General features: G+C 49.8%; 13 protein-coding genes. 6 read left to right on the plus strand and 7 right to left on the minus strand.

Translation table 11 applies throughout. From position 1 onward, the window contains the following. Window positions 1-452 precede the first annotated feature (452 nt). The 4 genes from C2M35_RS08620 (at window position 453) to C2M35_RS08635 (ending at window position 5,378) form a co-directional block, all read left to right on the plus strand. Complete coding sequence (locus tag C2M35_RS08620) at window positions 453-932, plus strand: hypothetical protein (protein ID WP_158677948.1); 480 nt, start codon at window positions 453-455, stop codon at window positions 930-932. 416 nt (window positions 933-1,348) lie between these two features. Continuing rightward, window positions 1,349-2,545, plus strand: coding sequence for a multidrug effflux MFS transporter (locus C2M35_RS08625; protein ID WP_267894736.1), 1,197 nt, complete (start codon window positions 1,349-1,351; stop codon window positions 2,543-2,545). Window positions 2,546-2,824: 279 nt separating this feature from the next. Beyond that, window positions 2,825-4,639, plus strand: a complete 1,815-nt coding sequence (locus tag C2M35_RS08630) for a S8 family serine peptidase (RefSeq protein WP_442792754.1) — start codon at window positions 2,825-2,827, stop codon at window positions 4,637-4,639. Between the two features lie 100 nt (window positions 4,640-4,739). Next, window positions 4,740-5,378, plus strand: coding sequence for a LysE family translocator (locus C2M35_RS08635; RefSeq protein ID WP_105200954.1), 639 nt, complete (start codon window positions 4,740-4,742; stop codon window positions 5,376-5,378). Between the two features lie 22 nt (window positions 5,379-5,400). Here the strand turns inward: C2M35_RS08635 and C2M35_RS08640 are convergent, their stop codons facing one another. The 4 genes from C2M35_RS08640 to C2M35_RS08655 all read right to left on the minus strand — a co-directional run bounded on the left by C2M35_RS08640 (window position 5,401) and on the right by C2M35_RS08655 (window position 10,955). Beyond that, a complete protein-coding gene (locus C2M35_RS08640; RefSeq protein ID WP_105213079.1) occupies window positions 5,401-6,054 on the minus strand; it encodes an HAD family hydrolase in 654 nt (217 codons plus the stop codon). A gap of 217 nt (window positions 6,055-6,271) precedes the next feature. Continuing rightward, on the minus strand, window positions 6,272-6,562 hold the full coding sequence (locus C2M35_RS08645) for a hypothetical protein (RefSeq protein ID WP_105190169.1): 291 nt from the start codon (window positions 6,560-6,562) through the stop codon (window positions 6,272-6,274). A gap of 112 nt (window positions 6,563-6,674) precedes the next feature. Then, window positions 6,675-8,966, minus strand: a complete 2,292-nt coding sequence (locus C2M35_RS08650) for a TonB-dependent receptor (protein ID WP_105265102.1) — start codon at window positions 8,964-8,966, stop codon at window positions 6,675-6,677. 384 nt (window positions 8,967-9,350) lie between these two features. Beyond that, window positions 9,351-10,955: a mechanosensitive ion channel family protein gene (locus C2M35_RS08655; protein WP_105265103.1), complete on the minus strand. Its 1,605-nt coding sequence runs from the start codon at window positions 10,953-10,955 to the stop codon at window positions 9,351-9,353. Between the two features lie 185 nt (window positions 10,956-11,140). Between C2M35_RS08655 and C2M35_RS08660 the strand changes: the two genes are divergently transcribed. Beyond that, complete coding sequence (locus C2M35_RS08660; RefSeq protein ID WP_325034837.1) at window positions 11,141-12,379, plus strand: Xaa-Pro dipeptidase; 1,239 nt, start codon at window positions 11,141-11,143, stop codon at window positions 12,377-12,379. Between the two features lie 9 nt (window positions 12,380-12,388). Then, the gene (locus tag C2M35_RS08665) at window positions 12,389-12,940 is read left to right on the plus strand and encodes an HdeD family acid-resistance protein (RefSeq protein ID WP_105200950.1); all 552 of its coding nucleotides are present in this window, start codon (window positions 12,389-12,391) and stop codon (window positions 12,938-12,940) included. 117 nt (window positions 12,941-13,057) lie between these two features. Here the strand turns inward: C2M35_RS08665 and C2M35_RS08670 are convergent, their stop codons facing one another. The 3 genes from C2M35_RS08670 to C2M35_RS08680 form a co-directional block, all read right to left on the minus strand. Continuing rightward, window positions 13,058-13,630, minus strand: a complete 573-nt coding sequence (locus C2M35_RS08670; RefSeq protein WP_105201093.1) for a tRNA-(ms[2]io[6]A)-hydroxylase — start codon at window positions 13,628-13,630, stop codon at window positions 13,058-13,060. Window positions 13,631-13,705: 75 nt separating this feature from the next. After that, entirely contained in the window at window positions 13,706-14,347 is a 642-nt protein-coding gene (locus tag C2M35_RS08675) for a sulfotransferase family protein (protein ID WP_234000042.1), read from the minus strand. Between the two features lie 179 nt (window positions 14,348-14,526). Beyond that, on the minus strand, window positions 14,527-15,225 hold the full coding sequence (locus C2M35_RS08680) for a LiaF domain-containing protein (RefSeq protein ID WP_105265105.1): 699 nt from the start codon (window positions 15,223-15,225) through the stop codon (window positions 14,527-14,529). Window positions 15,226-15,396 lie beyond the last annotated feature (171 nt).

The following is a 15,396-nucleotide window of genomic DNA, read 5'->3' on the forward strand; positions in this document are numbered from 1 at the left end:
CACGCTTCGCAGCAAAAGCCGATTTCTTCAGCGCGAATTTTAACGGGATTAGGCTGATACATCTGCGTTTCAATTTAGGTTAACGCAAACAGTAAGTCTGATTAGAGCGAGGATCGGACGTTCATCCTTCCACCGAAATCACAGTGTATACATCCATAATCCTTGAGTTTCTCCCATAGTCAGAAAAACGACCCAGTGGGTCGTTTTTGTCGTGTCCACGTTTAGAGCAATGTAGCGAAACTTCAACGCTGGTAAGTACTTCCTAAATTTGCTATCAATGGTCATAGGACAAAAACGAGACAGATTGCGGCAGAAAAACGACCCAGTCGCTCGATATTAAATTGTTAGCAGTCAAGGGGGCACAGGTGCTAAATACTTACAGTGAGTACATTGATCGCTATCTCAGTAAGTCAGGACTGAGTAAGCGGCCTTGCCCTGGAGAACACCACTTTGTGAGCGCTTATCTAGTTCCGAGGCTTTTCAAACTAAACCAGCGCGTGCCGGATTACATCAATCCTGATGGAACAAAAGGAATCATCGGGGATGTCGTATATTACAAAGACCACGAACACCAATTCGGTATTGAGGCCAAGCTGGGCACTATTCGCTTAACGAAAGGTGAGTTCAATGAGTGGATTGTTAATACAGACACTTCCCGCTGGCCACACACATTCATCGGCATTGGCACATCTGGCATCGGGCTCTGTTCGTGGGCGGAGTTCCGCTCCGCATATATTGCCGCTGTGGCAGAAAAAAATAGCGGCTGGGTCCCGCGCTCGCTGTCAGAGGGGTATGGGCCAATGAAGTCCGTCAACACGCTGCTCCCCAAACTCCCTAATGGTAAGTTCTTTCGTAAAGGTGCCGACCCAAAGGATTGCGCCGATCTCGAAGAGTCCTTCATTAAGGCACTGGAGAAGGAAATTGCCTGCTAACAAGGCGGTGTTGTCGCCTTCGGCTCCCGTCACTTATCAGCCCATCAGCAAACTCTGAAGTATAAGGTATCGCCTCTCCCGTTTGGATTCGCGCTGGAGAAATCGGCTTTTGTTGTGAAGCGTGTTGTTGATAGCGAGACACGATGTCGAGCTAGATTTATCAGGACATGGAGGTGCTGTTAAATCGCATCAACACCTAAGCGGAACGTTGAACAAAACGCTGAGTTCGGAAGCCTAGGCGAATCACGGGTTCGCGGAGTTTCCAAAGAGGGAGTCGAATCACTCCCTCTTTGGTTGTCGTCGCCAACGCGACAAAATAAACGCGACAGACACACAAAACATTTCCACATTAATGCTGGCATCTATTTGGAGACATTTTTACAATACGTCTTTGTAAGCTAGGCCGTATTATTATCGTGAGTTCTTCTTCAGTTTCATCCAGTTCTCAACCAAGCAAATCTCTGATCGCCGTATTAATGATGCTAGTGGTGTTTTGCCCGCTGGCCATCGATATTTACCTGCCCGCCTTTGTGGTGATGGCCAAAGATTTCCAGGTATCACAACAGCAACTGCAACAGACGGTTGCCATTTTTATGCTCACCGTGGGCTTAGGTCAGCTTGTTGCCGGCCCCCTGGCCGATAAAATAGGTCGCCGTCCCGTTGCCCTTGCGGGTATTGTGATTTATGCCCTGGCCGCCACGGCCGGTGCCATGGCCCGTGATTTAAATTGGCTGTTGGTGGCCCGTGCCGTGCAAGGAATCGGCGCCTGTGCCACCTTTGTTGCCGCCTTCGCCATAGTGCGCGACGTGTTTGGTCCGGCGCGCAGTGGCCAGATGCTGACCTATTTAAATGGCGTGGTGTGTTTTATTCCCGCCCTGGCACCCATTTTAGGTGCCTGGCTGACGCTGCGTTTTAACTGGCAAAGTAACTTTATCTTTATGCTGATATGGGCCGTGCTCGGTGCCCTCGCCACTTGGTTTATCTACCGCGAAACCCGCCCGCATGACAGCCACTATCAGGGCCATATTTTCGATTTTCGGCGCTTTATGCCCATTTTACGTAACCCAATTTTCTTGTTTAACGGCTGCATCACCATGCTAACCATGGGCTCAATTCTAATGTTTGTAACCAGTGCACCGGGGTGGATCATCGAGCACCTGGGTGAAGATATTCCAACCTTCACGCTGTGGTTTTCTCTTAATGGCACTATCAGCGTGGTGGCCTGCTTTATCGCCCCACAGCTTATTAAACGCAGCTCCCGCCGCGCCCTGCGCTTAGGTCTAACCCTGATGTTGGTGTGCGCCATTGCCTTGGTGGCCGGTCAACACAGCGCACACGCCGCAGCGCTGATGATACCCATGTTTGTAGGCGCCCTGGGTTATGCGCTTATTCTTGGCAGTGCCGCCGGCGCCGCCCTAGCCCCTTTTGCTAAGCAGGCTGGCACCGCCTCTGCTTTGGTTGGCGTTATGCAGATGAGCGGCGCAGGAGTGCTGGTGCTAATAACCCAGTCTCTCCCCCTGTCAGCGCCAGCGTTAATCGCTTTGCATATAGGTATGCTACTGCCATTTTGGCTAGTTCTACTCGGCAACAAAGGAAAAATGTTACATAAATAAGACAAACTGTTGCATTTTTAGCCAGCAATTTTTGAAGGGTTCTCAAATTGCTGGCTCCTGTCCCCATAGTAATCCAGCCTTAAAATCCTCTTTGAATTTAGCTAGATAGAAGCCCCTTTATAACTTTCCTGCCCATATCATCTACAGAATATTCTAAAAAAGTAGAAAAAAAGGAACAAAATACTATTGCACTTTGTGCCAACATACGTAACATTGTTAACGAATGTTAAACAACGGTTAACACCCTTCAATGCTTTTGAGGTTACTATGAAAAAAACAATGATTCGCAGCGCGGTTGCGTTAGCACTTCTAAGTGGCGCAACACAGTCTATGGCTGCTGATGACCGTTACATCATCCAAGTTGACAACGATAAGAAAGGCGTCGTGAAAGCGCTCGCTAAAAAACTGGGTGGTGAAGTTAACATGGATAGTGATGGCTTCTTCGCAGCGACTTTCGCTGGTAAAGACTTGGCCACGGTTAAAGGATTACTAAACAACCCACACGTTAAATTGGTAGAAGCAGACCAACGTCGTTACCCAATGGGTCTATATAACGACGACCTTGGCGATCCAATGTCACAACAGCTGACTCCTTATGCTGTTTACCAATCACAAGCTAACCAGGTGACTTTCAACGCCAACGCTGGCATGAAAGTATGTGTTATCGACTCAGGTCTTGACGCATCTAACCCTGACTTCAACTGGGGTGCAATTACCGGTGACAATGATTCAGGTACTGGTAACTGGTTCGACAACGGTGGTCCACACGGTACACACGTAGCCGGTACTATCGGTGCAGCAGACAACAACATTGGTGTAGTCGGTATGGCTCCTGGTGTTGATATGCACATCATCAAGGTATTCAACGCTTCAGGTTGGGGTTATTCATCTGACCTGGCTCACGCTACAAACCTGTGTTCACAAGCTGGCGCTAACATCATCAGCATGAGCCTAGGTGGCGGCGGTTCAAACAGCATTGAATCGAATGCATTTGCAAACTTTACTGCGGCAGGCGGTCTTGTTGTTGCTGCAGCAGGTAACGATGGCAACAGCGTACGTTCATACCCTGCGGGTTACCCATCGGTAATGATGATCGGTGCTAACGATGCCGATAATAACATTGCTACCTTCTCACAATTCCCAAGCTGTACTTCTGGCCGCGGTAAAAACGTGACCGAAGATGAAACCATCTGTGTAGAAGTAACTGCAGGCGGTGTTGATACGCTTTCTACTTACCCTGCGGGTATGGCGGCATTCGCTTCAGCTTCAGCTGACGGTGCAGGTGTAGAAGTATCGGCAATGGAAAATACAGGTTCAGCAGCCGGTGATCTTTACTTCATGGGCACGGCAGAAGCGACCGACGGCGGCGCAGCTGGCAAAGTATGTCTAATCGACCGTGGTGTAATCTCTTTCCACGACAAGGTTGCTAACTGTGAAGCTTCTGGTGGTCTGGGCGCGATTATCGTTAACAACGAACCTGGCATGCTTTACGGCACACTGGGCGACACCAACAGCACTTCTATCCCAGCAGTAGGTACAGCCCTTGAAGACCGTGCAGCACTTATGGCAGCAACTTCAGCGACTGTTACTATCTCTGCGAGCGACTATGGCTACATGAGCGGTACTTCAATGGCAACACCTGCTGTTTCTGGTATTGCAGCACTAGTTTGGTCTAACCACCCAGAGTGTACTGGTACAGACATCCGTAACGCGCTTAAAGCGACTGCAGATGACCAGGGTGCAGCGGGTAAAGACGTATACTTCGGTTACGGTATCGTAAAAGCGGCCGACGCTGATGCATACCTAACGGCTAACGGCTGTGGCGGTGACGGCGGCAACGGTGGCAACCCAGGTGCTGACGTTACACTTGACGCTAGCGGCTACAAAACTCGTGGCGACGCATACGTTGACCTATCGTGGGCCGGTGCAGCAACCTCTATGGTAGATATCTACCGTAACGGTCAGCTAATCACAACTACGGCTAACGATAACGCTCACACTGACAGCCTAGGTAAGGTTGCGGGTAGCTTCGGTTACCAGGTGTGCGAGCAAGGCAGTTCAGTATGTTCAACAACTGTAACTGTTAACTTCTAAGCCAAATTAGATGTAAGTAAATAAAGCGGGCTTTATGCCCGCTTTATTGTTTTTTGTCGAGCTGCTACCCTGTGCGCTTTACAGGCCACCTTTCGTTATCATGCTTAACCCCGAACTACTCTTGTCCTTTCTCGGCGCCAGTTTTCTAATCGCCGTGGGTCCAGGCCCTTCCAATGCCTTTTTAATGGCGCAAACCTTTGCCAATGGTCGCCGCGCCGGGCTGCATTGTGCCCTCGGTTTTGCTTTAGGCGGCGTGGCCCATACCCTGTTTGCCGTGGTCGGCTTATCGGCCTTGCTCAAGGCCTCCACTACCGCCTATACCACGGTGCAATATTTAGGGGCCTGCTATTTGGCTTATCTCGGCATTATGACCTTGTGGCAAAGCTGGCAGCAAAATGCGGCGAGTGAGGCGTGTGAAGACAAACCCCATGTGCAAATTAAAAAACAAAGCCCGCTGTTACAGGCCATGATGACCGAGGTACTAAACCCCAAGGTGGCGCTCTTTTTTATCGCCTTTATTCCCCAGTTTGTTGACCCGACACTCAACACCTCCACCACGGTGCAACTGGCTATTTTTGGCCTGCTCTACCCTATTCTGGCGTTTCCGGTGGATTGCACCTATATCTATTTCGGTGACAAGATTGCCCGTTACTTTAAACGTAACCCCAGTGCCCAACTCTGGATAGACAGGCTGACCGGCTTGATCTTTATAGCGCTGGCCATCAACCTGCTGCTCTAGCGCAACACGAGCTGACCTGTCTTTATTTTTGCTGCAACAACCAAAGATAGAACTGCTGCAAATCATCAAAGCGCCTGTCCACATGGCTAAAATCCTGAACCTGGGAATGGCAATTAGGGACGGCGGCCACCGTTAGCCCGGCATCTTTGGCCGAGCACGAGCCGGTATGGGTATCTTCAATGGCTATGCCCTGCGCGGCGGGCACCGACAGCTTCTCAAGGGCCATAAGATAAGGCTCGGGGTGAGGCTTAGGGTGGTGCACATCGTCCTTGCAGACGATACAGCTAAACAGGGAGCTTAGTTGATAGCCATGTAAAATAGGGTCAACCTCGTCACGGGTGCTGCCGGTCACTAGGGCTAGAGTAAAGCCCGCTTGATGAGCCTGACGCAAAATAGTCTCGGCATAAGCCATCAGCGGCGGCAAGGTATTATGTGCCCGCTCGGCAAAGAGCTTGTTCTTTTTGGCGGCCAAGGCCAAAGGATTTACCTGCAAACCATGTTCGAGCACCATGTCCTCGGCCGAGGCCAGTGTTGGTCGCCCAGCATAACGCTGACAAAAGGTCAGTTCATCATAGCGAACGCCATACTCCGCCAGTACCAGATCCCAGCAGTGAAAGTGCACCGCCTCCGAGTCCACCAAGGTGCCATCGAAATCAAATAACAAGGTGGTGATCATGCTCCCTCCAAAGTTCAACAGACCCTAATAACACAAAAGCGCCCTGAGGCGCTTTTAATACCAATTCTGTTAAATATGTGATCAGATATAGCGCTGGATAAATGATATGATCACAAGGCGGAGTTTTTCTTATGTAGTTATTCTACATAGAAAAATTCCAACACAGTGAGCATGATATTTAGCCCGCTAGAATGATTGGCTATTTAAGTGAATTGGTCTAACTTGCTGTGGGTGGCTCGGCGCTAGCTGGTTCGCCGCTTTCCAGCTCAACCAGCTCATAGCCGCGAGCCTGGCGTACTACCTTGAGCACCGGCTTTTCAAAAGCGCTTTTTAGTCGCTCGGCATCGGCTTTAAGCTCGTCAAGGTCATGGCCAAAGGGTGCGGCACCGGTTTCTGACCAGTTACTTACCTTGCCATTGGCTGTGTATTCCACTTCGTGGATTTGATAAAGCGGCTCTTTGCCCTGCTCTTCCGCCAAGATAACGCGATAGTTCCAAAATCCAGACATGCTAATACTCTCATGTATCTATAAAAACTGTACTGTACCAGTAAGGTGATGCGATATAAACGAAAAAACCCGCCATCAAGGCGGGTTTTGCATAACTTGCTTATTCGTTAGCTTAGAAGAAGCTGATCTTGAACTCGGCGCCAATATAACGCTCTTCGTTCACCATGGCGGTGTTGTTGTTGAAATCAACGGCGCCAATAGCTTGCTGCTCATCAAACAGGTTACGAACGAAAGCCGACACTTCATATTCGTTGTCTCCTTCTGCCCAGCTATAACCAGAACGTAAGCCAACTTCGGTCAAGGCCTTGCCTTCAAATTCCACCGACTCATATAAGAAGAAGTCGATTTCGCTGCGGTATGAAACGTCCGCATAAGTGAAGAACTCACCATCGGCCATTTCACGGCTGTAACGAAGCGTTAGGTTTGAGATCCACTCAGGAGCGTGCGGCAAACTGTTGCCGTCCAAAATAGCACGGTCTTCAGGACCAAATGCACCCGGCACCTGATAGGTAGGATCCGTTACCGTACACTGAGCACAAACGGCAACCGCTAGGTCATCGTCTTTCAGCTCGGTGTTATTGTAGCTCAGGTTGAAAGTAGCATTTAGGTTGTCTGTTAGTACCCATTGGGTATCTAGCTCAAAACCATAACCAGTTGTTTTGTCAGCGTTAACAAGACGGTTAAAGTTGGCACCACCACCTACTGCGGTCAGTTGCTGATCGTCCATATCGTAATAGAATACAGCCAGGTTAACGCGACCACGACCATCCCATACATCTGACTTGATACCCGTTTCGTACGAGGTCAGAGTTTCAGACTTGGCTACGGTTACTTCGTCGCCAAACAGGATACGACCCTGAATACTTGGTGCACGGAAGCTGTTGGCAACTCGGGCGTACCAGTTGATATCATCATTCACTTTATAGTTGGTTGAGATATCCCAGCTCACATGGTCGTCACTTGGGTTTTCCGTTAGGAACAAGGTGCCGCCGCCAACTGGGCTCAAGGTACGGTTCGCGCTAAATTCTTTATCGTCGTCGGAGTAACGCAGACCCACGGTCACTTTAAAGTCGTCGGTTACTGTGTAATCAACCGAGCCGAATACCGCCCAGGCTTCGGTGTCTTGCTGCTGGAGCACATAACCGTTCAGGGCACCATTGGCGGCCGTGTCATAGCTAAAGTTTTCAATGGTCAAAGCTTCATCAAAGTAGAACAAACCTACCTGATAGTTAAAGTCGCCAGAGAAGTTACTGGTCAGGCGCAGCTCTTGAGTATATTGGTCGTGATCCGGAATACCGTCGGCACTTTCTGAAGTGAACGGAATAAAGCCTGGGCCACTTGGCACTGCTTGGCCGTCGATTTCATAACCGCCGTAACCACCATCGATATCGGCGCGTGAATAGATCTCAGCACTTTCCCACGCCGTGATTGAGGTCACAGTGTGCTCATCCAGATCCCATTCCAGGCGCAGGCTGGCACCTTGAGATTCTACTTGCTGAGTTGCACGTGAAGCGGCGTCGTGTTGTATCTCGTCGTGCTCAAAACCGGATACCAAATCATTGCTGCCCGCTTTGATAGCATTGGCACGAAACGCAATAGGTGTGCCGTCCATATCGCGAACATGGTAGTTAAACAGGCCGGTGAAATCGTCACCTTCGTAAAGGAATTGAATACGCGCGGCTTGGTCAGTGTAACCGCCTAGCACGTCTTTTTGTTCAAAACCCGGAGCGACATTATCGATGTAATCGTCTTTATCTTGCCACAGTACAGAAACGCGCGTTGACAGGCGATCTGTTAAAGCGCCACCTACGGCACCTTCAAAATCGATAGCACCACGGCTGCCGTATGATACTGAGCCATAACCTTCAAAGTCCTGGCTTGGTTTAACGGTATCGAACTTTACCAGACCCGCCGGGGTATTACGGCCGAACAGGGTACCCTGAGGACCACGCAATACTTCAACGCGAGCCACGTCAAATACTGGGAAACCTTTAAGAATGGCGTTTTCTTGCACCACTTCGTCAACAACTAAAGAAACTGGTTGTGAGGCGTTCAAATCGAAGTCTGTGTTACCTAGACCACGCACGTAAAAACGTGGGAATGAGCGACCGAATGAAGATTCAATCGACAAGCTTGGGATCTTGGCATTCATAAAACGAATATCCATACCCGCGGAGCTGTACGCATCCAGGCTGTCGCCCTGAAGTGCAGAAACGGCTACAGGAACTTCCTGTGCATTTTCAACACGTTTACGGGCTGTGATTTGAATAACTTCAAGTGATTTGTCTTTCGCCGCTGGGCCTTGTTGCTCGGCAGCTGTGGAAGAGAATGCAGAACCTGCAGCAGCAGATAACAGCGTTGCTTTAATTAGATTGGCAAGCGCAGTACGTTTCATCGCTTTCATGTCGGATTTAACCCTTATTTGTACTCTTTTGTTCATTGGTAGATATGTAGCGCCCTATCACCCGGCACAATGTTCAATTTTTCGCGTGCTCCACGCGGACCTTAAATTTGAGAGTACAGGCACCAATAAAAGGCTGAACATTACGGTGGCGAAGTATAGCACCGAAATGAAGCTTCAAATCAGCTTTATTTCATTTTTTTGCAACATTTCCCACCTTTTACCAACACAATCGAGAATTTTAAAAGATTTTATGCGCATTTAAGGACAATTGTCCTTTATGCATAAAAAATAAGCATAGTCTAATTATAATATTTCGCGATACCCACCAAACTTATAAACATAAAAAGCCCAACACCGAACCTAACTGGTTAATAAATATACCATTCAAAAATAATCAGGTGGCGCCAAATCAATCTTCAACTTGTGCAACAAAGACAAGATAGCGAGATTAAGTTCTTCGCTGCGGGCCAGGTACAGATTAAAGTCGGTGGTTTCAATATAACAAAGCACCTCGATACACAGCCCCCGCGGCACAAATCCGGTAAAGCGCGCGCGACAGGGGCTATCTGCAACATCTGGCTGCTGCCCCAAAAGTTGCATCAACTCGGCTTGTAGGTCCGCGATCTGCGCGCTACTGGTACTTCTATCAAGGATCAGCTCGGGACGATAGCCAATACGCTCACGCTCGGAAATGTTTTCCAACTCCATGTCAACAAAACGAGCATTGGGCACATGGATCACTGTGCGGTTTAAGGTGCGCACCCGGGTGGCCCGCAAACCTATTTCTTCCACCGTACCAACCTGCTCGCCAAAGCGGCATACCTGCCCCACCCGTACCGGCGCCGATGAATACAAGGTGATAGCACCGATAATGTTCTCCACCGATTTTTGCGCCGCCAAAGCCACCGCCAAGCCACCAATACCCAACCCGGCCACTAAGGTGGTGGCGCTAAAGCCAAGGTTTTCCAACCATAAAAATAACGCCATGATGACCACGGCGATTTGCACTACGTTGCCAAGCGGTCGCAGCAGATACACGGCTTGCTCATTGCCTCGTAGGATCAAGCGCTGGCTAAAACGATAACGGACTACGTCAATGGCGCGCAGGGCAAACCAGGTCCAGGCTAGGATCAATAAGGTCGCCCCTTCAAAGACGGCTTTGCTGGCCAGCGTCGAATTGGCCTCTGAGGCCAGGTTGCGGGCCAATATCACCCCGAGCAACAAACACAAGGGGCCATTGATCAAACCACTGGCCTCGGCACTTAAATCCGGCTTAATACGCTTGGCAATAAAGGCAAGCACCCGGGTAATAGCAAACGCCAGTAATAAATACACCAGTAAATTGGCACTGTAATAGACCCATTGCCAGAGTTTGACCCCGAGAAAACTCTGATCCGGGAGATGCTTGTAGAGCCACTCGCCGCTTGGGGAATAACTGTAATGCGTCTTTAATAAGGGGATTTGTGCCACCGTGGCATTAGATATCTTCCAGATATAATTACCGCCACTCTCTGCTGGCACCCTTTGTAACAAAATCTGCACCGGCCCCTGAGCGGTTGTGAGTTCGCCCACCAAGTCGCGATAGCTAGGCAGTAAATCCTGCTCCTTGCCTTGTGGCTGACTGCTGAGGCTTGGCAAGTCGACCCAAAGAGTGCGCTCAAGCACCAAATAAAGGATTTCCGCCAATTGCGGTTTGCCCAGCGCCAACACCTCGGGGCTCAAGTTACGAAAATCTAAATAGTCACTGGCCAAGGTAAAATCGCGAGACCTAGCGGCATTAAGATAACCCTGCATGGTCCCACGAGGCGTTTCCCTGTGCAGCTTATCCAGCGCCACCTCTTCAATACCTTGGTCTTGCTCGCTTGCCTCTTGCTCCGTCTGCTCAGGCTGCTGATTTTGCATTATCTCTTTTACCGTTACCTTGCCTTGTGTGGCACCGCACAGGCTACTGGCCAATAACAAAACCAGTAAGCACGCCCTTATCAACATCGTCTAATATCCTTAATTCCATCTTCAATTAGCATAGACAGCAAAATTAAAAAGCTCACACTTTATCGTTAAAAATTGCCTTAAAAGCAGACACTTGATAGATTCAAAAAGCTATTTTTATTTTTGGGATCATTATGTTTAAGCCTTTTTATTCCTTAGTCGGCGCCGCGATAGGCAGCGCCCTTATGGCTTTGGCTAACCCAGCCTACAGCGCCACCTATGTTAAAGCCGACAAAATGTTGGATGTCACCAATGGCAAGGTACTTGAGAATGTCGTTATCAGCATAGATGAGGGCGTTATCACAGACATTGGCCATACCCTGCCGACCCCCTTGGGCGCCGAGGACCAATTAATCGACCTGGGCAACAAGATGCTGCTGCCCGGTTTAATGGACATGCATGTGCATCTGACTTCGGATCCCACCGTTCCCCGAGTGCAACGCTTTAGCGATTCGGCGCCGCGTAAAGCCATCAAAGCGGCCTACTTTGCTCATAAAACCCTGCTCGCAGGCTTTACCACCTTGCGTAATATTGGCGCCACCGGCTACAGCGTGATTGCCCTGCGCGATGGTATAGAAGCAGGTGATGTACCCGGACCGCGGATCTGGGCGGCCGGCCCTTCCTTGGGAGTCACTGGAGGCCACTGCGACAACAACCGGGTACCGCCGGAATTAAATTACCGCGCCGAAGGCGTGGCCGATGGCCCCTGGGCGGTGCGCGCCAAGGTACGTGAAAATATTAAATATGGCGCCAACGTCATTAAGTTTTGTGCCACCGGCGGCGTTTTCTCCAAAGGCACCAAGGTGGGTGTACAGCAATACAGCCAGGAAGAAATGAATGCCCTGGTGGAAGAAGCACATCTGCGTGGCTTAACCGTGGCCGCTCATGCCCATGGCACCAGCGGTATCAAGGCGGCCATTATCGCCGGAGCCGACAGCGTTGAACATGTCAGCTATATCGACGACGAAGGCATTAAGCTGGCGAAAAAGCACGGCACCTGGTTGTCCATGGATATCTACAACACCGAATACACCCTCACCTATGGTGAGCAAAATGGCGTTGCCGAGGAAAACCTAAATAAAGAGCGCCAGGTATCCAAGCGTCAGCGTGAAAGCTTTAGTCGTGCCGTGGATGCGGGGTTGAATATGGTGTTTGGCACCGACGCTGCTATTTATCCGCACGGTGACAATGCCAAGCAGTTTTCTCGCATGGTGGAATATGGCATGACGCCCTTAGAGGCCATTCAAAGTGCCACCATCAATGCCGCCAAGCTATTGCGCGCCGAAAAGCAATTAGGCCAGTTAAACACTGACTTTGCCGCCGACATGATTGCCGTTGACGGTAACCCGTTGGAAGATATCAGTGTCTTGGAGCGGGTTGATTTTGTGATGAAAGCGGGCCAAGTTTATAAGCAGCCGCAATAGGAGAGCATAATGACTATTAATACTTCACTACCGGGTCAGTGGCCAATCTTTGTTATTCAGGGGATCATCGCCATTATCTTTGCCGCCGTGGCCTGGTTTTCACCACAAGCCACCATAGGCGCCTTGATCTTTGTCTTTGCCGCCTTCTTTATGTTCGACGGGTGCTCGCGGATTTGGCTGGCATTTAAACAAAAGCAGTATTCGTCTTACTGGTATTTAACGCTGATAGCCGGCATTTTAGGTATTGTCGCGGCCATAGTTACGGTCAGCATGCCTCAGCTGACCGCCTTGATCATGCTCTATTTGATCGCCTTTTGGGCCATCATTATTGGCATGATGGAAATGGCGGCAGCGATCAAGCTCTTTAAGCACCTGCAGGGCGTGACCTTGTTGCTGTTAAGCGGGGTGGTATCGATCATCTTTGGTATCTATCTGATCATTAACCCGGGCCAGGGGATCATTGCCATGCTTTGGCTGGTCGCCATTTATGCCTTTGCCTTCGGCATCATCTTATGTTGGCTGGGCTTTAAGCTACGCGCCTTGGATAAGGCGCACGGCTAACTGTGCCTTTGCCACCTACAGCATCTCGTTGTAGGTCGCCTGCAGGTCGGGCTTTCAGCCCGACAATGGCTTGCCGACAAGGCCCTTTTGTCGACGCAGAGCATCGACCTACAAACCTTAATGTAAGGCGGCGCGATATGGCAAAGAGGCACAGATTTGTGCTTCGCGGGTGATCACCTCGGCCAGACGAGCATCCACTTCTTCTTTATCGAAATATTCGTAGGCCAATTCCACAAACAGATTCTTGTGTTTTTCTTCAGACTTGGCGATGGCGGTATAAAATTCCTTGTCCTTACCCGGCGGCAACGCCTCGGCGATTAAAGCAAAACGCTCATGACCGCGCGCCTCAATCACCGCAGCCACCAGCAGACGGTCGAGCATAAAGACTTCTTTACCATGGCGGAACATGCCGCGCAGCTGATTTACATAGGGGTCTTTTTTATCGTCGCCGAGATTAACATCACGCTCGGTAAGCAACTTCACCACCTGCTTAAAGTGGATCATTTCTTCAAGTGCCAAGTCCGTCATGGCCTTGACCAATTTACGCTTATCCGGGTAGTGAGACAGCATAGAAAGCGCCATGCCCGAGGCTTTTTTCTCAGCGGCGGCATGATCTTGTAAAAAGGCGTCGAAGTCGGCAAGCACCGCATCGGTCCACTGCTGTGGCGTATTAAATTCGAGTTCAAACATAAGCATTACTGACAACTAAAATTGGCGCTATTGTACGCAGCCAAGGCCATTCACGCCAGTCCCAAGCCAAGACCCTTAGCCTAACCACCAGCTATCGAGGTTATCCACCTTGCCATTGCGGGTCGAGGCAATTTTCAGCGGGCTTTTAATGTCGCGCCAGGCCATTACCTTATTACCCTTATTAAGGTGGGCAAACTCGCTGCCTTGGGGCTCAACACCCAAAAAGCGGCAGAATGTGTGGTAGGCATGGGGTTCGCCTAAATTCAGGCACAACAAACGCTCGCTCTGAGTGGCAAAATAGTCGCGCACCTGCTGTTGGTGGCGGCGATAACAGTGTAAAAGGTGAGCATCATCCGCCAGTGTGTGTGGGTTCAGAGGGGCAAATACCCGCCCATAACTTTGTTTTAATAAAGGGCTAAAGCCGCCATGGGTGCATAACAGGTTATCGCTCATGCGCGCCAGTAATTGCTTAATGGATGCCAGCCAGGCCTGTTCATCACGGCAAAGGAGAATAAAGCGACTGCGCGGATAGCGCCTGGCAAGCTCGGGATAATGACTAAAACAAGGAGTGTCGGCCAGCACCTGAGCCTGTTCAAAGCAGGCCTGAGTATAGGCGGTGTGCGCCGTAGGCAAGCCCAACTGCAAGGCCGCCACACACACGCTGGTGGTGCCGGTACGGGGCAAGCCCAGCACAAATATTTTCTCTACTGCATTCATTAGGGGTGGCCTTGATCCGCGCCCAAAAAATAAGGGCGCCATTATACTCATGCCCCTTCATCTATGCGACCCTGGGCTTGTGCTTTTATGCAGACAAAAAAAAGCGGCGGTTAAATACACCGCCGCAACCTGGGAGCTGCTAATTACAGCATTGCTAAGTATAGTCACTAAAACATAAGTTAGTAATATTTATCGCTTTTATCATTGCCGTTGCCATAACCGTCATCAAACAGGGAGCGCAAGTTGTCGGCAAAGGATTTTAATTTTTCTTTCATGGTTCTTTTTACGCTGACTTCGACGCTGCCTAAAACATTACGGCCGGTGAGTAAAATACGCGGACGTTGGCGGTCTTGATCCCGCGGACCTAAGGCCACCCGCTGATTGCTAGTGGAGGCAATAATATTGGTGGTTTGCGTCACCACATCAACGCCCTCTGGCACATAAATCTCGCAGGAGCCCAAATAGCAGTTAAGGTAAATATGTACGTCCGGGTGGCTGAAGATGGCATTACTGAAGTCCAGCTCCAAGGTCCCAAGCACGTTTTTTATCTGTATTTCTTTAGGAACCACCCAATCACCGCCACGGTGATCCGAACTTAAAATGGTGGTGATGGACTCACCTATCGGTTGCTCATCGCCACGACCATATTGTGGGCGCAAACGGGCCGCCTTTTCACTTTGATAGCGCGGGTCTGCTTGCAATGGTAAATCGGCAACCAGGGTCACTAGATATTCTTGATCCGTGCTGTCATAGGCTGCATCCAAACGGCGCTCGAATGCCTCGGCAGAGAGCTCGCCATGGCTGTAATTAAGTATAAGCTGGTCTATGACTTCTTCTTTAACCTGCTCTAGGGGTCTATCCGCAACGGGTACCGACATAATTCAATTCCTTAAAGAGTAATCCTATATAGGCTAGTACTTTTACAGCAAACTTTAGACCAAGATTAAAAATATATATAAATCATATAGATAAATAAAACCTGATAACAAGTGCCGGTAGCAATGACCACGTTTACGTATTTATCACCACTTTTTAGCAAATTTTGCACA

The organism is Pseudoalteromonas sp. T1lg76, from assembly GCF_002964725.1.
Classification (GTDB): Bacteria; Pseudomonadota; Gammaproteobacteria; order Enterobacterales; family Alteromonadaceae; genus Pseudoalteromonas.